Raw genomic sequence first — 22,548 nt, forward strand, 5'->3', positions numbered from 1 at the left:
GGCTCAGGCGGACCGTGGAGGGTATGACAACGACCCTGCCAGGCCCGGCCCCCGCGCCGCCCGCGCACCCCTCCCGGCCGCGCGCCGTGCTCCGCGCCGCCGCCATCCTGTCCTGCGGCCCGTACCTCGCCCTGAAGACCGTCTGGGTCGCGGGCGGCAGGACCGGCATCCCCGACGGCAGCACCCTCCTCGACCACCGGGGGGCGATGATCGCAGGCAACAGCGGATCGGTGCTGCTGGACTCCTGCGTCATCGTGCTGGCGCTGCTCCTCACCCAGCCCTGGGGCCGGCGGGTCCCGGCCTGGCTGCTGATCCTGCCGATGTGGGTGGCGACCGGGCTGCTGGCACCGGTCATGACCGGCTTCCCGGTCCAGCTGCTGGTCCACGGCCTGGCCGGCTCCACCGCCCCGGCCGCACCCGGTCCGCCGTTCCTCGACGAGTGGGTCTTCGACGTCGTCTACGCGGGCTTCATCGTGCAGGGGCTCGCCCTCGGCACCCTCTTCGTGCTGTACGCCAGGGACCGCTGGGGCCACCTCTGGCGCGGCCGGGCCGGTGAGCTGCCCGCCCGCACCCCCACCGCACCGGTCCAGCGGGCGACGGCCGTGGCAGCCACCGTGTTCGCCCTGCTCCCCTGCGTCATGCACACGCTCTGGGCCTGCGGGGTGCGGGCGGGTCTCGGCACCGCCCGGGCCGCCGACAGGACCGGCGACTTCTATGCCCTGGAAGCGGTGTTCGCCGTCTTCACCGCGGTCACCGCCGCCGGGGTGCTGCTGCTCGCCTTCCGGTGGAGCGGGCGGCTGCCTGTCCGGGTCCCGCTGGCCCTGTCCTGGACCGGCTCGAGCGCCCTGGCCTGCTGGGGAGGGTGGCTGCTGCTCTCCTCACTCGCCTCCGGCGGTCCTGCCGGTTCCGGCAGGACCCCCACCCAGCTGATGACGCTGACCTACTCTGTGCAGATGACCGTCGGGATGCTGGTCCTCACCGCCGGCGCCTGCTTCCTGGCGGAACGCGACCGGTGAGCTCTCCGTTCGGTCTCCGGGCGCGGCTGCGCTGGGTCCACCTGGTCCTGGGCGGCGCGCTGCTGATGCCTTACTTCCTGGCCACGTCGGCGGTGACCGGAGCGCTCCCGGGCGGGCGCTCCGTGTACACCTCGCTGCCGCTGCAACTCGTCTCGTTCGCCTGCGCCCTGCCGCTCGCGGCGCTCACCGCGCTCGTCCCGCGCGCCCGCCCGCTGTCGGTCCTCGCCGCCCGGACGCTGTGCGGTACGCGTCCGGGGCTGCTGGCCGAAGGCCCGGCCCGGTCCTGGGCGGCGCGGGTGCGGGCCGCCGCGTGGTTCGCCCTGCACACCGGACTCGGCGGTGTGCTCGGCGCGCTGACGCTGGCCGTACCGCCGCTCGCCGTGCTGCTGATCGCGCTGCCGTTCTCGGCGGCGCTGCGCGACCGCGGCCCGGGCGCCGGTCCGGGACCGGACCACGCCTTCGGGGGCTGGACCGTACTGCTCGCCCCGCCGGCCGGGGCCGCCCTGCTGATCGCGCTGGTGGGGTGCGGCACGGGCGCAGGTGCGCTGCTGGCCCGCGCCGCACCGGTACTCCTGGGGCCCACCCCCATGGACCGGCTGGCCGACGCGGAGCGGCGGGCGACCGCCCTGGCTGTGCGCAACCGGCTCGCCAGGGAGCTGCACGACTCCGTGGGGCACGCGCTGAGCGCGGTGACGCTGCAGGCGGTCGCCGCTCGCCGGGTGCTGGAGACGGACCGGGAGTTCGTGCGGGAGGCGCTGGCCGCGATCGAGGAGACGACCCGGCGCACCGTGGGTGAACTGGACTCGGTGCTGGGCCTGTTGCGGGAGCCGGACCCCGCGCCGCCCGGCGGACCGCCGGACCCGGACCGCGCCACCGGCCCGGCGCTGGACGCGCTCGGCGGCCTGGTCGCGCAGTGCGGGCTGGCGGTGGCGTACACCGCGTCGGGCGACCCCGGCCGGGCGCCGGAGCGGGTCTCCCGTGAGGCGTACCGGATCGTGCAGGAAGGACTCAGCAACGCCCTGCGGCACGGCGGGGCCGGCCCTGTGGAGCTGCGGATCGCCCTCGCGGGCAGGGAGCTGGGGATCTGGATGGACAGTCCGCTGCCGGCCCGGCCGCGCCCGGAACGCCCCGGCGGCGGCCAGGGGCTGCGCGGGATCAGCGAGCGGGCCGCGCTGCTCGGCGGCGAGGCCGCGGCCGGGCCCGCGGACGGGGTGTGGCGGCTCACGGTCCGGCTGCCGCTGGGCGGGGGCGACCGGTGATCCGGGTGGTGCTCGCCGACGACGAGCGGATGGTGCGTACGGCGCTGCGCGTCATCATCGACGCCGAGCCCGGTCTGACGGTCGTCGGCGAGGCGGCGACCGGCGCCGAGGCGCTGTCGGCGGTACGGGAGCTGCGCCCGGACGTCGTCCTGATGGATGTCCGGATGCCGCAGACCGACGGCATCCGCGCCACGGAGCAGATCCTGGCCACGATGGACGAGCCGCCGCGCATCGTGGTCGTGACGACGTTCGAGAACGACTCATCCGTCTACGACGCGCTGCGTGCGGGTGCCTCGGGGTTCCTGCTCAAGCGCGCTGCGCCGGATGAGCTGATCCAGGCGGTACGGCTGGTGGCGAGCGGCGACTCGCTGCTCTTCCCGGCGGCGGTCCGTGCGCTGGCGGCCGAGCACGGCCGCCGGGAACGGGCCGCCGCCCCGCCGCCCTGGGCCGCACGGCTCACCGGGCGGGAGGCGGCGGTGCTGCGGCTGATGGCGACGGGCCTCACCAACGCCGCGATCGCGGCGCGCCTGGGGATCGGGGCGGCCACCGTCAAGAGCCATGTGGCGGCGGTGCTGGCCAAGACCGGGGCCCGTGACCGTACCCAGGCGGTGATCGCCGCGTACGAGTCGGGGTTCGTCCGGCCCGGATGAGAGATCCCTGAGAAAGTCGCCGGAGCGGAACGCCACCGCCCGTCCCGCTCGTCCTCATACGGGATGAACAAGACAATCAGGCGCGCCTCCGTCTTCTGCCTGCTCCTGGTCCTCGCCCTGCTCACGCGGGCGACCTGGGTCCAGGCATACGAGACCAAGGCCCTCGCGGACAACAAGAACAACCGGCGCACAGCCATCGCGCAGTACGCGAACCCGCTGGGCGACATCATCGTGGGAGGGAGGCCGGTCACCGGATCGAAGAAGACGAAGAGCGGCGATCTCGCCTACCGGCGTACCTACACCGACGGGGATCTGTACTCGGCGGTGACCGGGTACAGCTCGCAGGCGTACGGGTCGACGCAGCTCGAAGGGATCTACAGCGACGTCCTCGACGGGACGGACACCCGGCTGAAGAACCCGGTCGACGCGCTCACCGGCAAGCAGACCGCGCCCGGCGACGTCCTGACCACGATCGACCCCGCCGTGCAGAAGGCGGGGTACGAGGCACTCGGCGACAAGAAGGGCGCCGCCGTCGCCATCGACCCGAAGAGCGGCCGGATCCTGGGGATGGTCTCCACGCCGTCCTACGACCCGTCGAAGATCAGCGGCACGACGGACGGTGACGCCTGGAAGCAGCTGACCGGCGACAAGAGCCAGCCGATGCTGAACCGGGCGCTGCGCCAGCCGCTGCCCCCGGGATCGACCTTCAAGCTGGTGGTCGCGGCGGCCGCGCTGGAGGACGGGCTCTTCTCCTCGATCGACGAGAAGACCGACAGCCCCGACCCGTACCGGCTCCCCGGCACGACCACGGACCTCACCAACGAGAGCGCCGCGGACCCCTGCGAGAACGCGACGCTGCGCACCGCGCTCGAATACTCCTGCAACACGGTCTTCGCCAAGGTGGCCGACGATCTGGGCCAGGACAAGGTGCGGGCGATGGCGGAGAAATTCGGCTTCAACGACGCCCGGCGGGATGTGCCGGTGCGCGCGTCGGCGAGCACCTACCCCTCGCACATGGACAAGGCGCAGACGGCGCTGAGCGGCATCGGCCAGTTCGACGTGACGGCCACCCCGCTCCAGATGGCGATGGTGACGTCCGCCCTGTCGAACGGCGGGGTGATGGCCGACCCGCACATGGTCTCCAAGGTGACGGACGGCGACGGCAACACCCTCCAGTCCTACGAGAAGGCGCGGTCCGAGCGGATCGTCTCGGCGTCCACCGCGTCCCAGCTGCAGAGTGCGATGGAGACGGTCGTCGAGCAGGGGACGGGTTCGAGCGCGAAGGTCCCCGGCGCCGTGGTGGGCGGCAAGACCGGCACGGCCCAGCACGGGGTGAACAACAGCAAGACGCCTTATGCCTGGTTCACCTCGTACGCGAAGGACAGGTCGACCGGCAAGGAGGTGGCCGTCGCGGTGCTGGTCGAGGACTCGGACGCGGCCCGTGCGGAGGTCAGCGGCAACGGTCTCGCGGGGCCTGTCGCGCAGAAGATGATGGCGGCGGCGCTGAAGTAGCCGCCCGGTGACCCGTAGTGGCCCCCGGCCGGGCCGCCGGGCCGTAGGGTGCCGCCATGGTCATACGACTGCCCCGTTCCCCGTCCGGCTGGACCATGGCTGTGTTCGGTGTGCTCGCCGCCGCGCTGGGCGTACTCGGCCTGGTCTCGCCCGACGCGCTGCTGAAGGCGATGAGCCTCTCCGCGCCCGCGTCCGGGCGGCCGGCGTCCGACTACACCCGGACCTTCATCACGGCCTCCTCGATGGCCGCGCTGAACATGGGTGCGTACTACGTGCTGGCGGCCGCCGCCGACTGGCGGGCCTTCTTCCGCTGGACGGTGCCGTTCCGGTTGCTCACCTTCGCGGTCTTCACCGCTGCCGTCGTGGCCGGCCGTGCGCCGTCCGGTTTCCTCGGGGTCGGGATCTGGGAGGGCGCCGGCGCGGTCGTGACGGGGGTGGCGCTGCGGTACGAGACGGTCGCGGCGCGGCGCTCCTCCCCGGCCCCGGCGGCCTGACCGGCCGGGCGCCGGAGCCGGGGCACGGATCATCCCCTGCCCCGGCGGGCCGTCAGCGGGTCACGGCAGGAAGTACATCGGGTTCGGGAGCTTGTACGTCCTGTCGGCGTAGCCACCGCTGAGGTCGGAGTACTGGTCCCCGAAGTTGGCGACGAGGGTGTAGCCGAGCGACTCGATGTGCTTCCTGGTCCCGGCCTTGAACTGGACCGTGGTGCAGGTCCACTCGGGCTGTGCGCAGCTCAGGTACGACGGCGCTGCGGCCTTGTCCTTGAGGTAGAAGCGGGACCTGTCCACCGGCACCTGGTATCCGGCCCGGGTGAGGTTGGTGGCCGATGCGGTGCGCTGCGACTCGTCACGTCCGGTCAGGAAGAAGACCGTGACGCCCTTCTTCGCCGCGTAGTTGACGACGTCGGGCATCCCGAAGACAGCGATCGACCGCGCGCTCTGGACGTAGTCGTCGAAGGCGGTCGCGTTGTAGGCGAAGCCGTTCTTCTTCTCCCAGTCGTAGGTGAGCAGCGTCGTGTCGTCCACGTCGAGCACGATGGCGGGCTTGCGCCCGTGCCCGGTGCGGTGGACGGCCTCGGCGATCTGCCGCTTCGCGCGCGCCTCGATGCCCCGGACCTGCTTGGCGTAGTTGCTCCCCGGTGAGGCCTGGTAGGCGCCCGAAGCGTCGGGCGTGCCGCCGTAGTAGGCGTTGATGCTGTCTTCGACCTTGGTGACGTTCGGGATCTCCCGGTCCGTCCTCGGCACCGCGTTGTCGGCGCTGGCGGCGCCGATGCCGTAGAGGGCGCTGCCGGCCGCGGCGAGGGCAACCGTACAGGCGGAGATCCTGGCAAGTCTGGAGGGCATGCGCGTGTGCTCCGGTTCTGGTGTGACGGACTGCAGGTCACTGGTTGTCTACGCGCATCACATGGAGTGCACAAGGGTCTTTGCGGATCCGTTGCGGAGAAACCCGGTTGCGGGCCGCGGGGGCCCGCTGTTGAGTGATCGGATGGATCTGGAAGCGGTACGGGCTGCGTTCGACCTGCGCATGCGGCGCGATGCTCCGCCGGACGGCCCGGGCAGCGTGGTCGAGCGCGTCGGCGGGGTGGTGGTGCAGACGGGGCCGGACGCCGAGAGCTGGAACGGCGTGCTCTGGTCGGATCTCGACGCGGCCGGCGCCGATGCCGCGATCGCCGCGGTGGTACGCCATTTCGCCGCCCTGGAGCGCGAGTTCGAGTGGAAGCTGTACGGCCATGACCGCCCGGCCGGCCTGGCCGAGCGGCTCGTCGCTGCCGGGTTCACGCCGGAGCCGCAGGAGACGGTGATGGTCGCCGAGGTCCGGGAGCTGCCGACCGGGGTACGGCTGCCCGACGGGGTGGAGTTGCGGCCGGTGACCGATGCCGCCGGGGTGGCTCTCATGACGCGGGCCCACGAGGCCGCGTTCGGCTCGGACGGTTCGCGGATCCACCACCAGGTGCTGACCCGGCTGGCCGAGGACCCGGACTCGATGGTCGCGGTGGTGGCGATGGCCGGGGACGAACCGGTCTGCGCGGCCCGGATGGAGTTCCATCCGGGCACCGGGTTCGCCAGCCTCTGGGGCGGTGGCACGGCCCCGGCCTGGCGCGGCCGGGGTATCTACCGCGCGCTGGTCGCCCACCGCACGGGGATCGCAGCGGCGCGCGGCGTCCGCCTCCTCCAGGTCGACGCGTCCGACGACAGCCGCCCCATCCTCCAGCGGCTCGGCTTCAGCGCACTCACCACGACGACGCCTCATGCGTACGGGGCACGGGGATAGGGCCCTTCGACTCGGTCCCGGCACCCTGCCCCGCGTGGCGCGCCGCGTCCCGGCCGGGCGGCGCGCCGAACGCCTTGCGGTATTCGCGGCTGAACTGGGACGGACTCCCGTAGCCGACACGGTGGCCGGTCTCCGCGACCTCCGCCGGCCCGGCCATGAGCAGGGCGCGTGCCTCCCGCAGCCGGATCTGTTTCTGGAACTGGACCGGCGTCATCGAGGTCGCGGCGCGGAAGTGCCGGTGGAAGGCCGACGGGCTCATGTGGGCCAGCCCCGCGAGGTCCGCGACGCGCAGGGGCTCGTCGTAGTGCCCGCGGATCCAGCGGATGGCGCGGGAGATACGCGCGACCGAGCTGTTGGCGAGGCCGATCTGACGGACCAGTGCGCCCTGGTCACCGGTGATGAGGCGCCACAGGATCTCCCGCTCGATGCCGGGTGCGAGCACCCGCAGGTCGTCCGGCCGTCCCAGCAGGCGCAGCAGCCGGACGACCGGATCGAGCAGTCCGGGCGTCGCTTCGCTGACCGCGAGGCCGGAGAGGGCGGGCCGTTTCCCGGTGGGGGCGGTCTCCAGGAGCAGCGGTGCGATCGCCGCCGGGTCCAGCGTCATGCTGAAGACGGCGAAGGGTTCGTCCGCGCCGGCCTCCAGCGCCTGCCCCGTCACCGGCAGGTCGACCGGGACGACGAGATACTGCCCGGCGCGGCAGTCGTGCGGCACCCCGTTCAGGACCGTGCGTTTGACGCCCTGGCAGACCACCGCGAGCGAGGGCTCCGACATCGCGCTCACCGGCAGCGTGGGCCTGTCCGCGTACGTGATGGCCACGCCGTCCAGGATCTTGGTCTTCCGCACCGGGGTCCCGCCCGCGTGGCGCACGATCAGCGCCGTGAGTTCGCCGAGAAGCGCCGCGGTCCGCTCGGCGGGCCCGGGCGTTGATGCCACATCAGTCATGGCGGGATAAGAGCAGAGTCGCCAGGATCGTGCAACCGGACAGCAGGATCGGTCTACCGGGCGGGCGCGGCCGCGTGATGGGCTGGCAGGAATCAGCACGATGAGGCATCGGAGGCATGACGTGGTGAAACGCAGGACTCTCGGGTCGACCGGAATGTCCGTCAGCGAGATCGCGCTCGGCGCGATGATGTTCGGGAGCCTGGGCAACCAGGACCACGGTGACGCGATCCGCATCATCCACTCCGCGCTCGATGCCGGGATCAATCTCATCGACACGGCGGACGTCTACTCCAGGGGCGAGTCCGAGGAGATCGTCGGCAGGGCCGTCAAGGGCCGCCGGGACGGTCTCGTCGTCGCGACCAAGTTCGGACGGCCGATGGGCGAGGACCCGAACCAGCGGGGCGGCTCGCGGAGATGGATCGTCCGGGCGGTCGAGGACAGCCTCCGCAGGCTCGGCACCGACTACATCGACCTGTACCAGATCCACCGGCCCGACCACGGAACCGGCATCGGCGAGACGCTCTCCGCACTGTCCGACCTCGTACAGGCAGGCAAGATCCGGGCTTTCGGATCGTCCATGTTCCCGGCGGAGACGACGGTCGAGGCCCAGTGGGAGGCGGAGCGGCGGGGCCTCCACCGGTTCCTGACCGAGCAGCCCATGTACTCCGTCTTCACCCGCGGACCCGAGGCCGCCGTGTTCCCGACGGCTCAGCGCTACGGGCTGGGCGTGCTCACCTTCAGTCCGCTGAACAGCGGATGGCTCTCCGGGCGGGCTGATCTTCCGGCCACCCACCGGGCCAGGCTGATGTCCTCCGCCCTGCCACTGGCCTACGACGCGTCCGCTCCGGCCGGCCGGCTGAAGACAGCCGCGCTGGCGGAGCTCACCGTTCTCGCCGACGACGCCGGGATGACGCTGCCACAGCTCGCGATCGCCTTCGCCCACGCTCACCCGGCCGTCAGCTCGGTGCTGATCGGCCCGCGCACCCAGGAGCAGCTGGACGGGCTGCTCCCCGCCGCCGGCATCGATCTGACGGACGACATCCTCGACCGCATCGACGAGATCGTCCCGCCGGGAACGGACCTCGACCCGGCGGACAACTACGCGGCGGCGCCGCCGGCGATCGAGGACCCGGGGCTGCGCCGCAGGCGGTAGCGCGGCCACCGGGTGAGGGGCGGGCCCGCGCGTACGGGCCGGGCAGCGGGGGGGGTCAGGCCAGTGCGGCCCGTACGAGCGCGAGATCGGCGTCGGATGCCAGCCCCGCGTGGTAGAGCCGCAGTTCGGTCGCCCCCAGTCCGGCGGCTCGGCCTGCGTCCTCGGCCAGCGTGGCCGGGCTGCCGCCCATGCCGGAGACGACGGTGAGGTTGGCCGCGAGGACCGTACGGCCGGTGCGGTGCGCGGCGAAGGGGGCGAGGAGGGCGGGGCCGCCGGTGCAGGGCACCACCACACCGTCGGCGACGCCCAGGATGTGCCCGGGGTCGACGCCCGCGTTCGCGCCGCAGTGGTGGGCTGCCGGGTCGGCGTGGAGCAGGACCTGGAAGCCGGGGCCCGCCGCGGCCCGTACCGCCGCGACGGTCTGCTCCTGGAGCGTGCGGGCGATCCGGGTGCGCCACCGGAGCGTGGCGGCAGCGAGGCCGGCCCCGAGCAGCTCCCCGGCCGCGGCGCTCTCCGCGCCTGCCGCCCCCGAGGACCACCCGGGTTCCAGCGCACGGCGCACCGCGGCGCTCAACTCCGCCGCGTCCAGGCCGAGTCCGGCGTACCCCTCGGCGCAGGACGGGCAGAAGCAGAGCGACATCAGGTACTGGCCCGCGTCACCGAGCCCCACTCCGGCGATCTTGTCGTGGGCGTGCAGATGGGCGAGGCCGTACCAGCCCAGCGATTCCAGTTCGGTGCCGCGCGCGCCGGGGCGCACCGCGGCCTCCACGGCCAGGCCGGTGAGGTAGGCGCGGGTGGCCGGCTGGGCGATGCACGGCGCCCAGGGGTAGCGGTCCCCGTAGGCGTTGACCACGGACGTCTCCGGGTGCTCGGTGCCCAGCCGGGTGTTGTGGGCCAGGACCGCCCAGGTGTGGACCTCAAGGCCCGCGGCGGCCAGTGCGGCGGCGGCCTCTCCGTACGGATCGGGGGTGGGGGCCCAGGACCCGGCGGGGTAGGGGCGCAGCTTCTGTCCGGCCCACCGCTCCGGGGACGGCGGATAGAGGACGGCGGCGTGTCCCGCGGTGACGATCCGGTGCTGCGGGTGACGCGGGGTCAGGGCGCGGGTCGAGTGGTAGGCGGAGGCGAGAGTGACCTGCTGGACACCGAGATCCGCGATGCGGGCGGGGGCGTCCGGGTCGCCGACGACGTCCCAGGGATAGAGGAAGGCGGAGGTCTTCACGCGTGCTCCCCCGGCCCTGCCGCGACCGCCGGGGCGGCCAGCGCCGCCCGGCCCTGCTCGATGACGGCGGCGAGCCGGCCGATGTGCTCGGGGGACGGCTCACCGAGTGGCGGGCGGACCCCGCCGACGTCCAGCCCACCGAGCCGTACGCCGGCCTTGATCAGCGACACCGCGTACCCGCGCCCCTCGTTGCGCAGCTCCACCAGCGGCCGGTAGAAGGCGTCGAGCAGCCGGTTCGCCGTCGCGTCGTCGCCGGAGCGCAGCGCGCGGTAGAAGGCGAGTGCGATGTCCGGGGCGAAGCAGAAGACCGCCGACGAGTAGAGGGTGACGCCGATGGCCCGGTAGGAGAGCGCGGTGAGTTCGGCGGTGGGCAGACCGTTGAAGTAGAGGAAGTCCCGGCCGGGCAGCTCCGTGCGGACCGCGCTGATGATGCGCTGCATCAGGTCGAGGTCGCCGTGCCCGTCCTTGAGCCCGATGATCCCGTCGACCTGGGCGAGGGCCACCACCGACGCGGGCGTGAACACCGCGTTGTCGCGCTGGTAGACGATGATGTCGAGCGGTGTGGCCGCCGCCAGCTCCGTGTAGTGCCGGACCAGCCCGTCCTGGCCGCCGGTGACGAGGTAGGGCGGCATGGCGAGCAGCCCGTCGGCCCCCGCCTCCTGCGCGGTCCTCGCGAACCGGACGGCGAGCGCAGTGCCGTAGCCGGCTCCGGCGACGACGGGCACCCGGCCCGCGCTCACCTCGACCGCCGCGGCGACGACGGCGCCGAACTCCTCGGGGCCGAGCGCGTGGAACTCGCCCGTGCCGCAGCAGGCGAAGACCGCGGCCGCACCGGCCTCGATGCCGTCGCGCACATGCGCGCGGAACGCATCGAGATCGACGGCGCCGTCCGGCCCGTACGGAGTCACGGGGAAGAACAGCAGGCCATCGAGTCGGCCGGCGAGCGGGGCTGAGGACACGGGCGCTCCCTGGGGCATCCAGTCGTGCATAGTTCTGATCGGTGTCCATATCTCTGAACTCCGCCACGCTAAGCCAGCGGAGCGGGGGCGGTCAAGACAAGAAGCGCCTCGGCGGACGCCGAATCCGCAGCTCCGCGCGCCACTTGACGAGGCTCGGCAGGCCTCCTTACGTTGTCCACGCATGTGAATGTGATCCACGGACGCATCCGTCCGGACGCATCCGCCCTCACGGCCGGCCGGTTCCGATTCACCGAGGAGAGACCCGCTCATGCCCGCTCCCCGCACCATCCTGCTCACCGGGGCCGCCGGAGGCCTCGGCACCCTGATGCGGGGCCTGTTGCCCGCGTACGGCTACGAGCTGCGCCTCCTCGACGCCGTCCCGGTCGAGGGCGAGCCCTCGGCGATCACGGCCGACCTGGCCGACCGGGAGGCGCTGCGCGAGGCCGTACGGGGTGTCGACGCCGTGATCCATCTCGCCGGTATCTCCCTGGAGTCCACCTTCGACAAGATCCTGCGGGCCAATATCGAAGGCACCTACAACCTGTACGAGGCGGCCCGCGAGGAGGGCACCCCCCGGATCGTCTTCGCCTCCTCCAACCACGCGGTGGGCTACACGCCGAGCCCGGGCAGCGAAGTCCCGGCCGCACCGGGCGCCTTGATCCCGATCGACACCCCGCGCAGGCCTGACACCTACTACGGGCTCTCCAAGTGCTTCGGCGAGGACCTGGCCCAGCTGTACTGGGACAAGTTCGGCCTGGAGACCGTGTCCGTCCGGATCGGCTCCTGCTTCCCCGAGCCCGTCTCCGTACGGATGCTCTCGGTCTGGATGAGCCCGCAGGACGGGGCGCGCCTCTTCCACGCCGCGCTGACCGCGGGCGGTGTCGGTCACTCGGTGGTCTACGGCTCGTCGGACAACACCCGCATCTGGTGGGACCTCTCGTCGGCGCGGGCGCTCGGCTACGAACCGCAGGACGACTCCGAGCCGTACGCGGCGAAGCTCATCGCCGAACAGGGCGAGCTCGACCCGGGGAACCCGGCCCACTCCCACCTCGGCGGACCATTCCTCACCGACCCGCCGATCTGGCCGCGCTGACCCGCCACCCACCGGTTCAGACACAGCGGGCGCCCGCATCCGGGCAGCAAACGGGCCCGTCCGGCACACCGGACGGGCCTCTGTCATGCCCGGACGGGCACAACACACCAGGTGGGACCGGTGCCACCCCGGCGGAAACAGACAGAAACGGGCACGATCAAGCCCGTTCCTGCCCTGTTCACATGATCCGGACGGCTGTACAAATCTCCTCACAGCAAGCGAAGAGCCGAGGAGAACCAGTGTCAGTGAGCGCGGAGCAGCGCCGGCGGGAAATCGTCCGGGCCGCCCGGAAGTCCGGCTCGGTCGATGTCACCGAGCTGTCCGCGCGCCTCGGGGTGGCCAAGGAGACCGTGCGCCGCGATCTGCGCGCGCTGGAGAACCACGGGCTGGTCCGGCGTACGCACGGCGGCGCCTACCCGGTGGAGAGCGCGGGCTTCGAGACCACCCTGGACTTCCGGACGACGATGCACGTACCGGAGAAGCGGCGGATCGCCGAGGCTGCGGCCGGGCTGCTCGGCGACGCCGAAACGGTCTTCATCGACGAGGGGTTCACCCCCCAGCTGATCGCCGAGGCCCTGCCGCACGACCGTCCGCTGACCGTGGTCACCGCGTCCCTCGCGACAGCGGGCGCACTGGCACTCGCCGAGCGGACGACCGTCCTGCTGCTCGGCGGGCGGCTGCGCTCCGGCACCCTGGCCACCGTCGACCACTGGACGACCAGGATGCTGTCCGGGTTCGTCATCGACCTGGCCTTCATCGGCGCCAACGGGATCTCCCGCGAGCACGGCCTGACCACGCCCGACCCGGCGGTCGGCGAGGTCAAGGCGCAGGCGGTCAGGGCCGCCAGACGCCGGGTGTTCGCCGGGAACCACACCAAGTTCGGGGCGTCGAGCTTCTGCAGGTTCGCCGACGTCACGGACTTCGAAGCCATCGTCACCAGCACCCTGCTGCCCGCACCCGAGGCACACCGCTACTCGCTGCTGGGACCGCAGATCGTCCGAGTCTGACCCCGACCCACCCGAGGAGCGATCCATGCGAAGCCCGAGCCGACGGAGGCCGCGCGCACTGCTCGCGCAGGCCGCATCGGGGGCGCTGCTCATCAGCCTGTCCGGCTGCTGGACCGGCGCCGGAGGAGGCGGGTCCGGCGGGGACTCGATCAATGTGCTGATGGTCAACAACCCGCAGATGACGGAGTTGCAGAAGCTCACGGCCGCCCACTTCACCCGCGAGACGGGCATCAAGGTGAACTTCACCGTGCTGCCCGAGAACGACGTACGCGACAAGATCAGCCAGGACTTCGCCAACCAGGCGGGCCAGTACGACGTCGCCACGCTGAGCAACTACGAGATCCCGATCTACGCCAGGAACGGCTGGCTGCACGACCTGGGCCCGTACGCGGCCCAGGACACCGCGTTCGACCAGAAGGACATCCTGCCCGCGCTGCGGCAGTCCCTCACCGGGGACGACAAGAAGCTGTACGGCGAGCCCTTCTACGGCGAGTCCTCCTTCCTGATGTACCGCAAGGACGTCTTCGCGGCGAAGCATCTGACCATGCCGGCCCACCCCACCTGGCAGCAGGTCGCCTCGCTCGCCGCCAGGGCGGACGGCGCCAGGCCGGGGATGAAGGGCATCTGCCTGCGCGGGCTGCCCGGCTGGGGCGAGCTGATCGCCCCGCTGACCACCGTCGTGAACACCTTCGGCGGCACCTGGTTCGACAAGGACTGGAAGGCCCGCCTCGACTCCCCCGCCTTCCGGAAGGCGGTGAACTTCTACGTACGACTCGTCCGTGACCACGGCGAGTCGGGCGCCGCGCAGTCCGGGTTCGCCGAGTGCCTCAACGACCTCACCCAGTCCAAGACCGCCATGTGGTACGACGCGACCTCCGCCGCCGGATCGCTGGAGTCGGCCTCGTCCCCGGTCAAGGGCAAGATCGGCTACGCACCGGCGCCGGTCGAGAGGACGGACAGCTCGGGGTGGCTCTACACCTGGGCGTGGGGCATCCAGAAGACCTCCCACAACCCGGACAAGGCCTGGAAGTTCATCTCCTGGGCCTCGGGCAAGCAGTACGAGGAGCTCGTCGGCAAGGAGAGCGGCTGGTCCGACGCCCCTGCGGGCAAGCGCGCCTCCACCTACACCGACCCCTCCTACCGCAAGGCGTCCGCCGCCTTCGGGGACGTCACGCTCAACGCCATCAAGAGCGCCGAGCCCGGCAACCCGGGGGTGCAGCCGCGTCCCGCACCCGGTATCCAGTTCGTCGGCATCCCCGAATTCACCGACCTCGGCACCAAGGTCTCCCAGGAGATCAGCGCGGCCATCGCCGGCCGCCAGTCCGTCGATGCGGCCATCGCCGCATCCCAGCGGCTCGCCGCGAAGATCGCGAAGGAGTACGAGGGACGATGACAGCGACGACCGCTCCGGCCGCGCCCCGCGTGGCGCCCTCGCCGCCCGCACCGCCGGGCGGCCGGCTGCGGGCCTGGGCCACCCGGGCCCCCCTGCTGCCCGCCCTGATCTTCATGGTCGTCGTCACCCAGCTGCCCTTCGTGGCGACGGTGGTGATCTCCTTCTTCAACTGGAACGCGCTCTACCCCAAAGCCCGGCACTTCACCGGATTCGCCAACTACTCCGACGTACTCACCGACCCGGACCTGCGCAAGTCGGTACTGACCACAGTGCTGCTGACGGTCGCCGTCGTCCTCGCCAGCCTGGTGCTCGGACTCGTCCTGGCGCTGCTGCTCGACCGCCGCTTCAAGGGCCGGGGCTTCGTCCGTACGCTGCTGATCGCGCCGTTCCTGCTGGTCCCGGTGGCGGCCGCGCTGCTCTGGAAGCACGTGCTCTACAACCCTGAGTACGGGCTCTTCAACGGGCTCCTGCACTGGGTGGGGGGCGGGGGCGCCCCGCAGCCCGACTGGGTCTCGAAGACTCCGCTGCTGGCGGTCGAGGCGTCGCTGGTCTGGCAGTGGACACCGTTCATGATGCTGATCCTGCTGGCCGGGCTGCAGAGCCGCTCACCGGAGCTGATCGAGGCGGCGCGGATCGACGGCGCGGGCAGCTGGCAGATCTTCCGCCATCTGACCCTGCCCCACCTGCGGCGCTACCTGGAGCTCGGCGCACTGCTCGGCTCGATCTACATCGTGCAGAACTTCGACGCCGTCTTCACCATCACCTCGGGCGGCCTGGGCACCGCGAACCTTCCGTACACCGTCTACCAGGCCTTCTACCAGGCACACGAGAACGGTCTCGCGTCCGCCGCCGGGGTCCTGGTGGTCATCGGCACGATCATCATCGCGACCTTCGCACTCCGCGTGGTCTCGTCCCTCTTCAGCGAGGAGGCCTCACGCGCATGAAGTCCGCAGACACGACGGCGCCCCGGGGCGCCGCACGCACCGGGGGCACCCTGCTCGGCCTGACGGCCTGGCTGGCCGGGATCCTCTTCTTCCTGCCGATCGCGTGGATGGCGCTGACCTCCTTCCACGCGGAGACCGACGCGGCGACCAACCCGCCGTCACTCGCCGCGTCCCTCACCCTCGACGGCTACCGCGACTTCTTCGGCGCGGGCGGCGGCGCGAGCCCCTGGCCCGCGCTGGCCAACTCGGCCGTGGCCTCGGTGGTCTCCACGCTCTGCGTGCTGGTGCTGGCCCTCCCCGCCGCCTACGCGCTCTCCATCCGGCCGGTGAAGAAGTGGACGGACGTCCTGTTCTTCTTCCTCTCCACGAAGATGCTCCCGGTGGTGGCCGGGCTGCTGCCGGTCTATCTGTTCGCGAAGAACACCGGGATGCTGGACAACATCTGGATGCTGGTCATCCTCTACACCTCGATGAACCTTCCGATCGCGGTGTGGATGATGCAGTCCTTCCTGGCCGAGGTGCCGGTCGCCGTCATCGAGGCGGCGCGGGTCGACGGCGCCGGACTTCCGGTGATCCTCACCCGGATCGTCGCCCCCATCTCCGCGCCCGGGATCGCCGCCACCTCGCTGATCTGCTTCATCTTCAGCTGGAACGAACTGCTCTTCGCCCGGGTGCTCACGGGCGTCACCGCCCAGACCGCGCCCGTCTTCCTGACCGGCTTCATCACGAGCCAGGGCCTGTTCCTGGCGAAGGTGTGCGCCGCGTCGCTCGTCATCTCCCTGCCGGTGCTCGCCGCGGGGTTCGCCGCCCAGGACAAGCTGGTCCAGGGCCTCTCGCTGGGAGCCGTGAAATGAAGGCCGCCATCGTCGAAGCCGTCGGCAAGGTCACGTACGGGGAGGTGCCCGACCCCACACCCGGTCCGCGCGACGTGATCGTCGAGGTGGCCGCGTGCGGGCTGTGCGGCACGGATCTGCACATCCTCCAGGGCGAGTTCGCGCCCACGCTGCCGGTGGTCCCCGGCCACGAGTTCGCCGGCACGGTCGTGGCGCTCGGCTCCGATGTCACCTCGCTGGCCGCGGGCGACCGGGTGGCGGTCGACCCGTCCCTGTACTGCTTCGAGTGCCGCTACTGCCGTCTCGGCCACAACAACATGTGCGAGAAGTGGGCGGCGATCGGCGTGACCACCGCCGGCGGCGCCGCCGAGTACGCGGTGGCACCCGCCGCCAACTGCGTGAAACTGCCCGAACACGTACGGACCGAGGACGCCGCCCTGATCGAACCGCTCTCCTGCGCGGTACGTGGCTACGACGTGCTGAACAGCAGGCTCGGCTCGCACGTGCTCATCTACGGCTCGGGGACCATGGGGCTGATGATGCTGGAGCTGGCCAAGCGGACCGGGGCGGCCAGCGTCGACATCGTCGACATCAACGAGGAACGGCTCACCACCGCGCGCGGCCTGGGCTGCTCGGCGGCGGCGGGCGGTGCGGACGAGCTGGACCGGGCAGGGCAGGGCTGGGACGTCGTCATCGACGCGACCGGCAACGCGGCCGCGATCCAGGACGGTCTGGGGCGGGTGGCGAAGGCCGGCACGTATCTGCAGTTCGGAGTCGCCGACTACGCGACACGGGCGACGATCGACCCGTACCGGATCTACAACCAGGAGATCACGATCACCGGTTCGATGGCGGTGCTGCACAGCTACGAGCGGGCGGCGGAGCTGTTCGCCGCCGGGGTGCTGGACCCGGCGGTCTTCATCAGCGACCGGCTGCCGCTTTCGGGATATCCGGCGGCGCTCGACCGCTTCAAGGCGGGCATCGGCCGGAAGATCGTGGTGCTGCCGGGGACGTGACCCGGCCGCGGGAGGCGCGTGGGAGGGACGTCCCGGGCCCGGGGAAAGATTCAAGGAACCGTAAAGCCCTGTCGCTCGTTCCTCCGGCATGACCGCAATGACCTCAGGCTCGAACATCCCGCTTCCGACCTCCCGCGTCGCGGTGGACGTGGCAGGTCCGGTGCGGCTCGACGTGTCGGGCCTGCTGCTCACCGCCGACGGCAAGGTGCGCTCGGACGACGACTTCATCTTCTACAACCAGCCGTCGGGACCCGGCGTCGGCCACCGCTCCGGCGGCGGCTCGGCGCCGGACGCGATCGTGGTGGACACGGCTGCGGTCCCCGCGGGCATCGAGAAGATCGTGATCACCGCGAGCCCGGACGCGGCGGGCCAGACCTTCCAGGGCATCGAGCCGACGGCCACCGTCCGCTCCGCGGACGACGGCAGCGTCCTGGCCTCCTTCACCCCGCCGCGGCTGGGCGCCGAGACCGCACTGGTCATCGTGGAGATCTACCTGCGCAACGGCGCCTGGAAGGTGCGCGCCGTCGGCCAGGGCTATGCGAACGGACTGGCGGGTATCGCGACGGACTTCGGTGTGTCGGTCGAGGAGCCCGCGGCAGCGCCGGCGCCCGCATCGGCAGCCCCGCAGGCCCCGCCGATGCCGTCCGCGCCGCCGGCGGACCCCCGGGTCGCCGCCGCGGCGCCGCCCCCGCCCTCCGCACCGCGGGCCCCGGCCGCCGGCACCGGGCGGATCAACCTGGACAAGGGCAGGGTCAGCCTCCGGAAGAACCAGACGGTCTCCCTGGTCAAGGGCGGGAAGCCGCTGCTGTCCCAGGTGCGGATGGGCCTCGGCTGGGAGCCGGCCTTCCACGGCAAGGACATCGACCTGGACGCCTCGGTGATGGCCTTCGGCCCCCAGCGCAACCACATCGACAGCTGCTATTTCGGCAACCTCTCGATCCTCGGCGGCGCGGTCAAGCACTCCGGCGACAATCTGACGGGCGAGGGCGCCGGCGACGACGAGGTGATCGTGGTCGACCTCGGCAGGATCCCCGCCGAGGCGACCGCTCTCGTCTTCACGGTCAACTCCTTCACCGGCCAGAAGTTCACCGAGGTCGCCAAGGCCTACTGCCGGCTGATCGACGCGGCGAGCGGGGAGGAGCTGGTCCGGTTCGACCTGACCGAGGCCGAACCGCAGACCGGGGTGCTGATGGCCAAGCTGATCAGGCAGTTCTCGGGCGAGTGGGAGATGACCGCGATGGGCGAGTTCGTGAAGTCCCGTACGGTCAGGGGCATGGTCAAGCCCGCGGGCCAGTCGCTGTGACGGCGGCGGCCCCGCCCGGTGTCACTGGCGGTACCCGGCAAGGAAACGTCCGATCCGGCTGATGGCCGCGTCCAGGTCGTCGGCGTACGGCAGCGTCAGGATCCGGAAGTGGTCAGGGGTCGGCCAGTTGAAGCCGGTGCCCTGCACCACCTGGATCTTCTCGCGGAGCAGCAGGTCCAGGACGAACTTCTCGTCGTCGTGGATCCGGTGGACCTTCGGGTCGAGCCGGGGGAAGGCGTAGAGCGCGCCCTTCGGCTTCACGCAGGAGACGCCCGGGATCTCGTTGAGCTTCTCCCATGCCCGGTCGCGCTGTTCGCGCAGGCGGCCGCCCGGCGCCGTCAGCTCCCTGATGGACTGGCGTCCGCCCAGTGCGGCCTGGATGGCGTACTGGGCGGGGGCGTTGGCGCACAGCCGCATGGAGGCGAGCATCATCAGACCCTCCAGGTAGCTCTTCGCGTGCTGCTTGGGCCCGGTGACGACCAGCCAGCCGGAGCGGAAACCCGCGACGCGGTACGACTTGGACAGGCCGCTGAACGTGAGCACGACCAGGTCGGGAGCGAGGGCGGCAGCCGTGTGGTGGACCGCGTCGTCGTAGACGATCTGGTCGTAGATCTCGTCCGCGAAGACCATCAGCCCGTGGCGGCGGGCCAGAGCGAGGATGCCCTCGACGATCTCGCGCGGATAGACCGCACCTGTGGGGTTGTTGGGATTGATGATGACCACGGCCTTGGTGCGGTCGGTGATCTTCGACGCCATGTCGTCGAGGTCGGGGTACCACTCCGCCGACTCGTCGCACAGGTAGTGCACCGCCCGCCCGCCCGCCAGCGTGGTGACAGCTGTCCAGAGGGGGAAGTCGGGCGCCGGGATGAGGATCTCGTCCCCGTCCTCGAGGAGTGCCTGGACCGCCATCGAGATCAGTTCGGAGACGCCGTTGCCGAGGAAGACGTCGTCGACGGTGACGTCGGGCAGCCCGAGCGCCTGGTAGCGCTGGGCCACAGCCCGCCGGGCGGAGAGGATGCCCCGCGAGTCCGTGTATCCGTGCGCCTGGGGCAGCATCCTGATCATGTCCTGGACGATCTCCTCCGGTGCCTCGAAACCGAAGAGCGCCGGATTCCCGGTGTTCAGGCGCAGCACACTGTGCCCCGCCTCCTCCAGCGCGTTGGCCTGGTCGATCACCGGGCCCCGGATCTCGTAGCAGACATCACTCAGTTTGTTCGACTGGCGGAACTCCATGCCGTGACCCTCCCAGGTCTCACTTGCTTCACTTGGTTTTACCAAGTGGCAGCTTGGAAAGTCCAACTTTCTGTCTAGACTGCGGTGCATGCCACGCCGAAGTTACGACCAGTACTGCGCCACCGCCCGCGCCCTGGACGCCGTCGGAGACCGCTGGACCCTGCTGATCGTCCGCGAGCTCCTGGCGGGTCCCCGCCGCTACACCGACCTCCACGCCGACCTGCCGGGGGTCAGCACCGACGTGCTCGCCTCACGACTCAAGGACATGGAGCGCGAAGGGCTGGCGACACGGCGCAGGCTGCCGCCGCCGGCGCCCGCTTCCGTCTACGAACTCACCCCACGGGGGACCGCGCTGCTGCCCGTCCTCACCGCACTGGCCGACTGGGGCACCCCCGCCCTCGGCGAGCGGCGGCCGACGGACGCCCTGCGCGCCCACTGGTTCGCCCTGCCCCTGGCCCGCCGTCTGGCGGGGCTCGGCGCCGCGGTGGTCGAGGTACGGCTGGACGAGGGGGTGTTCCACGTCCGCACCGACGGCGGCGAGCCGCTCTACGGCGACGGCCCGGCCGACCGCCCCGACGCCCGGCTCACCCTGGACGCCGACACCTGCATCGCCCTCGGGGACGGGAGCCTCCCGCTCGACCGGGCGATGCGGGAGGGCCGGGCGCGGCTCGAAACCCCGCCGCGCGACGCGCCGGGCGGGACGCCTTCCGGGGCGGTGGCCCCGCCGGCGGAGTGAGCCGCGCCGCACCATCGCGGGGCAACCCCGCGGGCCCGAACTCCGTCCCCATAAAGGCCCGTTAAGGCCGTCGCGCCCCTACTGCCCGGTACGAGTGACGGACAACACGCCCCAACCCGGAACACGTGACCGATACCACCCGCAGATGAGGGTTAACTGTCAGTGGCAGGCCGTAGCCTGGTTCGTATGCCCACCACCCCTTCCGCCTCCCAGGCCAACGACGCCATTCGCAGGCTCGTCGATGCCCAGACGACGGACGGCGAGTGGCCTTCGGAGGACTACGAAGTCCTGCTGCTGGAGTGGGCCGCTGCCATACAGGGCGGGATCGGGCCCGCGGCCTAGCCGTACGCCCCGGGCTCAGTCCAGGCCGGGGATCGGATCCTGATCCACCCCGTGCCGGCGGGTCCGGATATCCGGTCCCGCCGGATGCAGTTTCGCGTCGCAGGCCGGACCGAGCCCGGTGCGCCGCGAGGCGCGACCCGTCAGCGGCCTTCCGCACATCCGGCACAGCACCGTCCGGCCACTCCCCTCCGACCCCGTCCCGTCCACCGCCCCGGGCTGCCGCCCTGCCACATCCGTGACACCGGGCAGCTCATCGGCCTCACCGGCTGCCGGGCACGACCCCCTCACAGGGACATCGCCCGCCGGTCCCCGCCACCGATCCCCTCGATCATCAGGGACAGATAGCGGCGCACGTCGGGCCGCCCGCCCGCGCCGAGCTCGGCCGCCGCGGCCACGGCGTGCGTGAGGCGCAGCACCTCGGCGGTCTCCAGGTCGGCACGGACCGCGCCCGCCTTCTGCGCGGCGGCGAGCAGGTCGCCCGCCGCGTCCTTGAGCCGTCCGCTGCAGTCCGAGATCACCGGCGTGGTGCCGTCGGCCATCGCCGCACCGAGCAGTGTCTTGAGCCCGCGCAGGTGGATCAGCTGTTCCGCCAGCTTCTGCAGCCAGTCGGCCAGCGCCTCCCCCGGCGCTCGCGCCGAGGCACCGAACTCGACCGCCTGGTCGGCCAGTTCGTCGATGCTGTCGACGTAGACCCCTTCGAGGAGGTCCTGCCGGGTGGGGAAATGACGGTAGAGCGTGCCCGAACCGACTCCGGCGCGCTTCGCGATGTCGTCGAGGGAGGCGTCCACCCCCCGTTCGGCGAAGGCCAGCGCCGCCTCCTTCAGAAGGCGTTCGTAATTGCGGCGCGCATCGGCCCGCTTCGGCTTCGGCATCGGCTGCTCCTTGCGAACCGGGGACGTTCTCCGTATCGTACGGGCAGAAAACGGAGAAATCCCCCGCTTACCGCCCGGGGCACTGAGCGCTGTCCGTGCACGGGGGCGGACACGTCCTGCCGCCAGCGCCCCGCCGCCGGGTTCCGGTCGCGGCACCCCGGCGTCGCCGCCGGCTGCGCCACCGCCCCGCTTCATGGTCGCCACCGGCCGTTCCGGCGTCAATGTCGCCGGCCGTCCCACACCGCCGTCAGGGCCGCCCGGGGGGCTCCAGGACCGGGGCGGGGACCGGTGGGCAGCCCAGGGCGCAGATCTGCGCCCGGACTGCTCGCAGGGGCTTCCACCCCCGGTGGCCGCCTACGGAAAAGTGACCCGGCATCGCACCGGGTCACTTCACGCCGCCCTCGTGACCGAGGGCCGGCGACTGGTCCGTGGCCGGCCCCGCTGACCTGTCCTCGCCGGACTCAGAGCTTGGTCAGCTTGGCGTAAGGGCTGAGGATCCTCCCCTGACGCCCCGAGAAGTCGATGAGCACAGCGTCATTGTCGCCCTCGATTCCGATGACTCTTCCGAGCCCGAACTGATCATGCGAAACACGGTCGCCGACATCGAAGATCTCGATGGGTGCGGCGGCTTGGGCCGGACGGTTGAAGGGACTGGAGGGCAGGTGGCGCCGGGAACCGGCTGACTTAGTCATTGCTGTCAGTATGCGCCCGCGAGCCGCCCTCACGCCATGTCTGTCCCACCTCCCGGCTCCGGGGGCGGCATCACCGCGAGGATTTCCCTGCGATGATCGGGG

Annotated in this window: 24 protein-coding genes; 16 read left to right on the top strand and 8 right to left on the bottom strand. The window is 71.7% G+C overall.

The window, feature by feature from the left end:
- Positions 1 to 23: 23 nt before the first annotated feature.
- From OG917_RS07925 to OG917_RS07945, 5 genes are all read left to right on the top strand, one after another.
- A complete protein-coding gene (locus OG917_RS07925; protein ID WP_328316836.1) occupies positions 24 to 1,016 on the top strand; it encodes a hypothetical protein in 993 nt (330 codons plus the stop codon).
- Positions 1,013 to 2,275 carry a sensor histidine kinase gene (locus tag OG917_RS07930; protein WP_328316837.1) on the top strand — a complete coding sequence of 421 codons (1,263 nt, stop codon included), beginning with the start codon at positions 1,013 to 1,015 and terminating at the stop codon, positions 2,273 to 2,275. Before OG917_RS07925 ends, OG917_RS07930 begins: the two co-directional genes overlap by 4 nt.
- Entirely contained in the window at positions 2,275 to 2,925 is a 651-nt protein-coding gene (locus OG917_RS07935; RefSeq protein ID WP_443059062.1) for a response regulator transcription factor, read from the top strand. The genes OG917_RS07930 and OG917_RS07935 overlap by 1 nt, the downstream gene beginning before the upstream one ends.
- Positions 2,926 to 2,988: 63 nt before the next feature.
- Complete coding sequence (locus OG917_RS07940; protein ID WP_328316838.1) at positions 2,989 to 4,437, top strand: peptidoglycan D,D-transpeptidase FtsI family protein; 1,449 nt, start codon at positions 2,989 to 2,991, stop codon at positions 4,435 to 4,437.
- Between the two features lie 56 nt (positions 4,438 to 4,493).
- Complete coding sequence (locus tag OG917_RS07945) at positions 4,494 to 4,931, top strand: hypothetical protein (protein ID WP_328316839.1); 438 nt, start codon at positions 4,494 to 4,496, stop codon at positions 4,929 to 4,931.
- A gap of 60 nt (positions 4,932 to 4,991) precedes the next feature.
- Here OG917_RS07945 and OG917_RS07950 read toward each other — a convergent pair whose 3' ends face one another.
- Positions 4,992 to 5,780 carry an HAD family acid phosphatase gene (locus OG917_RS07950; protein WP_328316840.1) on the bottom strand — a complete coding sequence of 263 codons (789 nt, stop codon included), beginning with the start codon at positions 5,778 to 5,780 and terminating at the stop codon, positions 4,992 to 4,994.
- Between the two features lie 142 nt (positions 5,781 to 5,922).
- Here OG917_RS07950 and OG917_RS07955 point away from each other — a divergent pair, with 142 nt between their 5' ends.
- Complete coding sequence (locus OG917_RS07955) at positions 5,923 to 6,708, top strand: GNAT family N-acetyltransferase (RefSeq protein WP_328316841.1); 786 nt, start codon at positions 5,923 to 5,925, stop codon at positions 6,706 to 6,708.
- On the opposite strand, the gene OG917_RS07960 is transcribed toward OG917_RS07955, so the two are convergent.
- Positions 6,668 to 7,651, bottom strand: a complete 984-nt coding sequence (locus OG917_RS07960; protein WP_328316842.1) for an AraC family transcriptional regulator — start codon at positions 7,649 to 7,651, stop codon at positions 6,668 to 6,670. The two genes, OG917_RS07955 and OG917_RS07960, sit on opposite strands and share 41 nt — an antisense overlap.
- Before the next feature lie 124 nt (positions 7,652 to 7,775).
- Here OG917_RS07960 and OG917_RS07965 point away from each other — a divergent pair, with 124 nt between their 5' ends.
- On the top strand, positions 7,776 to 8,804 hold the full coding sequence (locus OG917_RS07965) for an aldo/keto reductase (protein WP_328316843.1): 1,029 nt from the start codon (positions 7,776 to 7,778) through the stop codon (positions 8,802 to 8,804).
- A gap of 55 nt (positions 8,805 to 8,859) precedes the next feature.
- On the opposite strand, the gene OG917_RS07970 is transcribed toward OG917_RS07965, so the two are convergent.
- Together OG917_RS07970 and OG917_RS07975 are read right to left on the bottom strand one after the other, a co-directional pair.
- Positions 8,860 to 10,023, bottom strand: a complete 1,164-nt coding sequence (locus OG917_RS07970) for a hypothetical protein (protein WP_328316844.1) — start codon at positions 10,021 to 10,023, stop codon at positions 8,860 to 8,862.
- Positions 10,020 to 10,982 (bottom strand): 5-dehydro-4-deoxyglucarate dehydratase, encoded by a 963-nt coding sequence (locus tag OG917_RS07975; protein WP_328316845.1) that lies wholly within the window; start codon positions 10,980 to 10,982, stop codon positions 10,020 to 10,022. Before OG917_RS07975 ends, OG917_RS07970 begins: the two co-directional genes overlap by 4 nt.
- 268 nt (positions 10,983 to 11,250) lie before the next feature.
- Here OG917_RS07975 and OG917_RS07980 point away from each other — a divergent pair, with 268 nt between their 5' ends.
- From OG917_RS07980 to OG917_RS08010, 7 genes are all read left to right on the top strand, one after another.
- On the top strand, positions 11,251 to 12,075 hold the full coding sequence (locus tag OG917_RS07980; protein WP_328316846.1) for an NAD-dependent epimerase/dehydratase family protein: 825 nt from the start codon (positions 11,251 to 11,253) through the stop codon (positions 12,073 to 12,075).
- Between the two features lie 245 nt (positions 12,076 to 12,320).
- On the top strand, positions 12,321 to 13,082 hold the full coding sequence (locus OG917_RS07985) for a DeoR/GlpR family DNA-binding transcription regulator (protein ID WP_328321724.1): 762 nt from the start codon (positions 12,321 to 12,323) through the stop codon (positions 13,080 to 13,082).
- A gap of 25 nt (positions 13,083 to 13,107) precedes the next feature.
- Positions 13,108 to 14,475: an ABC transporter substrate-binding protein gene (locus OG917_RS07990; RefSeq protein ID WP_328316847.1), complete on the top strand. Its 1,368-nt coding sequence runs from the start codon at positions 13,108 to 13,110 to the stop codon at positions 14,473 to 14,475.
- Positions 14,472 to 15,419 (top strand): carbohydrate ABC transporter permease, encoded by a 948-nt coding sequence (locus OG917_RS07995; protein WP_328316848.1) that lies wholly within the window; start codon positions 14,472 to 14,474, stop codon positions 15,417 to 15,419. Before OG917_RS07990 ends, OG917_RS07995 begins: the two co-directional genes overlap by 4 nt.
- Positions 15,416 to 16,273 (top strand): carbohydrate ABC transporter permease, encoded by an 858-nt coding sequence (locus tag OG917_RS08000; protein ID WP_328316849.1) that lies wholly within the window; start codon positions 15,416 to 15,418, stop codon positions 16,271 to 16,273. Before OG917_RS07995 ends, OG917_RS08000 begins: the two co-directional genes overlap by 4 nt.
- Positions 16,270 to 17,268, top strand: coding sequence for a zinc-dependent alcohol dehydrogenase family protein (locus tag OG917_RS08005; RefSeq protein ID WP_328316850.1), 999 nt, complete (start codon positions 16,270 to 16,272; stop codon positions 17,266 to 17,268). The genes OG917_RS08000 and OG917_RS08005 overlap by 4 nt, the downstream gene beginning before the upstream one ends.
- 88 nt (positions 17,269 to 17,356) lie before the next feature.
- The gene (locus tag OG917_RS08010) at positions 17,357 to 18,571 is read left to right on the top strand and encodes a TerD family protein (RefSeq protein WP_328316851.1); all 1,215 of its coding nucleotides are present in this window, start codon (positions 17,357 to 17,359) and stop codon (positions 18,569 to 18,571) included.
- 21 nt (positions 18,572 to 18,592) lie between these two features.
- Here OG917_RS08010 and OG917_RS08015 read toward each other — a convergent pair whose 3' ends face one another.
- Positions 18,593 to 19,804 (bottom strand): pyridoxal phosphate-dependent aminotransferase, encoded by a 1,212-nt coding sequence (locus OG917_RS08015; RefSeq protein WP_328316852.1) that lies wholly within the window; start codon positions 19,802 to 19,804, stop codon positions 18,593 to 18,595.
- An 88-nt stretch (positions 19,805 to 19,892) separates the two neighbouring features.
- Between OG917_RS08015 and OG917_RS08020 the strand changes: the two genes are divergently transcribed.
- Complete coding sequence (locus OG917_RS08020; protein WP_328316853.1) at positions 19,893 to 20,540, top strand: winged helix-turn-helix transcriptional regulator; 648 nt, start codon at positions 19,893 to 19,895, stop codon at positions 20,538 to 20,540.
- A 186-nt stretch (positions 20,541 to 20,726) separates the two neighbouring features.
- Positions 20,727 to 20,882: a hypothetical protein gene (locus tag OG917_RS08025; protein ID WP_328316854.1), complete on the top strand. Its 156-nt coding sequence runs from the start codon at positions 20,727 to 20,729 to the stop codon at positions 20,880 to 20,882.
- Between the two features lie 15 nt (positions 20,883 to 20,897).
- Here the strand turns inward: OG917_RS08025 and OG917_RS08030 are convergent, their stop codons facing one another.
- From OG917_RS08030 to OG917_RS08040, 3 genes are all read right to left on the bottom strand, one after another.
- Entirely contained in the window at positions 20,898 to 21,113 is a 216-nt protein-coding gene (locus OG917_RS08030) for a DUF6011 domain-containing protein (RefSeq protein WP_328321726.1), read from the bottom strand.
- A gap of 53 nt (positions 21,114 to 21,166) precedes the next feature.
- Positions 21,167 to 21,754, bottom strand: a complete 588-nt coding sequence (locus tag OG917_RS08035) for a TetR/AcrR family transcriptional regulator (RefSeq protein WP_328316855.1) — start codon at positions 21,752 to 21,754, stop codon at positions 21,167 to 21,169.
- A gap of 461 nt (positions 21,755 to 22,215) precedes the next feature.
- Positions 22,216 to 22,446: a CarD family transcriptional regulator gene (locus OG917_RS08040; protein WP_164267523.1), complete on the bottom strand. Its 231-nt coding sequence runs from the start codon at positions 22,444 to 22,446 to the stop codon at positions 22,216 to 22,218.
- Between the last annotated feature and the right edge of the window lie 102 nt (positions 22,447 to 22,548).

This window comes from Streptomyces sp. NBC_00388, assembly GCF_036061255.1.
Classification (GTDB): Bacteria; Actinomycetota; Actinomycetes; order Streptomycetales; family Streptomycetaceae; genus Streptomyces.